The sequence below is a fragment of the Vicinamibacteria bacterium genome (assembly GCA_035620555.1).
In the GTDB taxonomy this organism is placed as follows: domain Bacteria; phylum Acidobacteriota; class Vicinamibacteria; order Marinacidobacterales; family SMYC01; genus DASPGQ01.
In genome coordinates this window covers 1-2,661 of the sequence record DASPGQ010000760.1, presented here as the reverse complement: position 1 = coordinate 2,661, position 2,661 = coordinate 1, and the positions used below count along the sequence as shown (strand labels likewise).

General features: G+C 63.2%; 3 protein-coding genes. 2 read left to right on the top strand and 1 reads right to left on the bottom strand.

Annotation, left to right across the window (positions count from 1 at the left end; all coding sequences use genetic code 11):
* Positions 1-233 precede the first annotated feature (233 nt).
* The gene (gene rtcA / locus VEK15_30425) at positions 234-1,271 is read right to left on the bottom strand and encodes an RNA 3'-terminal phosphate cyclase (protein HXV65050.1); all 1,038 of its coding nucleotides are present in this window, start codon (positions 1,269-1,271) and stop codon (positions 234-236) included.
* A 203-nt stretch (positions 1,272-1,474) separates the two neighbouring features.
* Here rtcA and VEK15_30420 point away from each other — a divergent pair, with 203 nt between their 5' ends.
* Both VEK15_30420 and VEK15_30415 read left to right on the top strand, forming a co-directional pair.
* Positions 1,475-1,897, top strand: coding sequence for an archease (locus VEK15_30420; GenBank protein HXV65049.1), 423 nt, complete (start codon positions 1,475-1,477; stop codon positions 1,895-1,897).
* Positions 1,898-1,919: 22 nt separating this feature from the next.
* The coding region (locus VEK15_30415; protein HXV65048.1) for an RtcB family protein at positions 1,920-2,661 on the top strand (742 nt) is incomplete at its 3' end.

The following is a 2,661-nucleotide window of genomic DNA, read 5'->3' as shown; positions in this document are numbered from 1 at the left end:
CGACGGGGCCTTCCACCGCCTGGAGGTTGGAACGGAAGTTCGGTTTGCCGAGGAGCAAGGGGAGAAAGGCCCACAAGCAAGCACGGTGACCCTCGTCGGCCGCGAGGGAAAGCACGAGCCCGGTCCGGCGGGGTCTTAGAGAGAGTGCCGTGGCAATGATTTCGAAATCATCGAGCCAGCACCGTCTTGCCCGTCGTGCGTAGGCGAATCAAGCTGGAACGTAACAGACTAGACTAGATCTGCAATCCGAGCCCCTCGATTCGGACCCGCAAGCCCTCGCGCTCGACGCGCGCGCCGAACTGTTCTGCGAGCCAGAGGTTCGTCACCACGTGATCGGTCAGGGCGGGAACGATGTAATCGGTGGTTCCCTCGGCGGGGGCCCCGAAAAAGATGAGCTGATCCGCGAGGTAACGATCCACGGTCGCGCCGCTGCGGAGATCTTCGAGGAACCTGCGGGCCACAGTGTGCCCGATCGTCTCCGAGCGCCTTCTCCTCGCGCCGGCGCGGTCTCCGCCCAACAGGCATCCGGTCGAGCTCTCGGCCCAAATCGCCAGGCTGGCGCCGGGCTGCAGAGCGAGCCCATCATCGACGCAGGCGATCTTCGCGCTGATGCCTGCCGCGTTCAGAATCTTTTCGCATGAGCTGGCCATGCGCTCGCTGACGCGTTGTTCCGCGAGATGGCTCGAGAAGGCAACGCCGGCGACCTCGGTAACCAGACCGGGTTCGATCACGTGGAGGGAGTGGAGCCTGCTCGAAACGGGTTTTACGAGAAGCTCGATTTGGCCCGATCCCTTGGGCACGTAGCCCGCCCGTAACAGCTTCAGCTGCGCGTCGGCTCCCATTCGAGAGAGGAGGGGTAGCAAGACGTTCTGCATGTGATGGGGGGAGGGCGCGAAATCCTGAAAGACGCCGCCGGTGATGCGCGCCCGGATCGGTCCTGCGGCGAAACACGACAGCGGCAAGATACTCAGGGCGAGCATGGTCGTGGATCCGGCGGTTCCAATGTCCCAATAGAATTCTCCGCCTCGGATTGCACCGCTCGGGGCGAAGGTCAACTCGTGTGATCCGACGCGCAGTCCGTCGGTCTTCGCGTTACAGAGCTGGGCGGTCGCCCGTACCGCGGACACGTGTTGCGGACGAAGGCCGGGTGTCGGCCGTTTGGCGCGAATGTTCTCGATGCGAACCGGACTTTGGGAGAGTGCCGCCATGGCCACGGCGAAGCGAACGATCGTTCCGCTTCCCGAATGCTGCGATCCGTCGATTGAGTTCACCGTTCCTCGCGATCTCGAATGATGCCGCGGAGTGGCGTCGACCGTGGGCAACGGAGGGATCTTTACACATCGCCCAGGTTCCGCCCACGTCCCTGACTGAAGGGTCCCAAGTTTGAGTCAATTGGATGCGCGAGTCGCCGGGCGCTATCATGGCGTCTCCCGACGAGGTTTCATCGCCGCTTTCTTTGAATCTCGAGTGACGAATGCGTCGAGCGAGCTGGGAGCATTTCCCTCACGATGCGGACATGGGAGTACGCGGCTTGGGCTCGTCTCTCGAGGAAGCTTTCGAAGGCGCGGCTCTGGCGTTGTGCGCATTGACCACCGAGCTCGGAGAAATCTCGGGGAAGGAGAGCGTCGAGATCCGCTGCGAAGCACCCGATCGAGAGATGCTTCTCGTCGATTGGCTGAACGCCATCGTTTTCGAGATGGCGACACGGGGCATGGTTTTCGGAGCCTTTCGCGTCACGATCGACGACGGCCGGCTCCGAGGAACCGCCTGGGGTGAGAAGCGAGATCGGGAGCGCCACGACGTCGGGGTCGAGGTAAAGGGCGCGACGTTCACCGAGCTGCGGGTCGCCGAGCGAGGCGATGGCACGTGGGTTGCGCAGTGTATCGTGGACGTGTGACGCCTGCAGGAACGAGGAAGAAATGAATCTCGGCAAATTGAGAAGGAAATCGGAGAACGAGTGGTGGATTGCGCCCACGGGGAAGATGCGCGTTCCCGCGGTCATCTACGGCACCGAGTCTCTGGTGGCCGACATGGACGAGAAAGTCTACGAGCAGGTGACGAATGTCGCCCGGCTTCCGGGCATCGTAAAGGCTGCCTATGCCATGCCCGACGCTCACTGGGGATACGGATTTCCCATCGGCGGCGTGGCGGCTTTCGACCCCGACGAAGGCGGTGTCGTTTCCGCCGGAGGGGTGGGCTTCGACATCTCGTGCGGTGTTCGTCTGCTGCACACGGGTCTCGGCGTCGACGACATCGAGCGGGTCAAATCGGAGCTTGCCGAAGCTCTTTTTCGTGCCATCCCCGCGGGCGTGGGAAGCCGCGGAAAGATCCGTCTCGATGCCGATGAGATGGACGCAATGCTGGCCGGAGGGGCCCGCTGGGCGGTTCGTCGCGGATATGGGCGCGAGGAGGATCTCGAACGTATCGAGGAGCGCGGGTCCGCGGCCGGTGCCCGGCCGGATTACGTCTCCGATCGCGCAAAGGCGAGACAAAGGGACGAGATGGGTACGCTCGGATCGGGGAACCACTACTTGGAAGTCCAGGAAGTCAAGGAGATCTACCGCGAGAAGGTCGCGCGGGCTATGGGCCTCGCACCCGGCGACGCCGTGATCAGCATCCATTGCGGCTCGCGCGGTCTCGGGCATCAGATAGGAACCGACT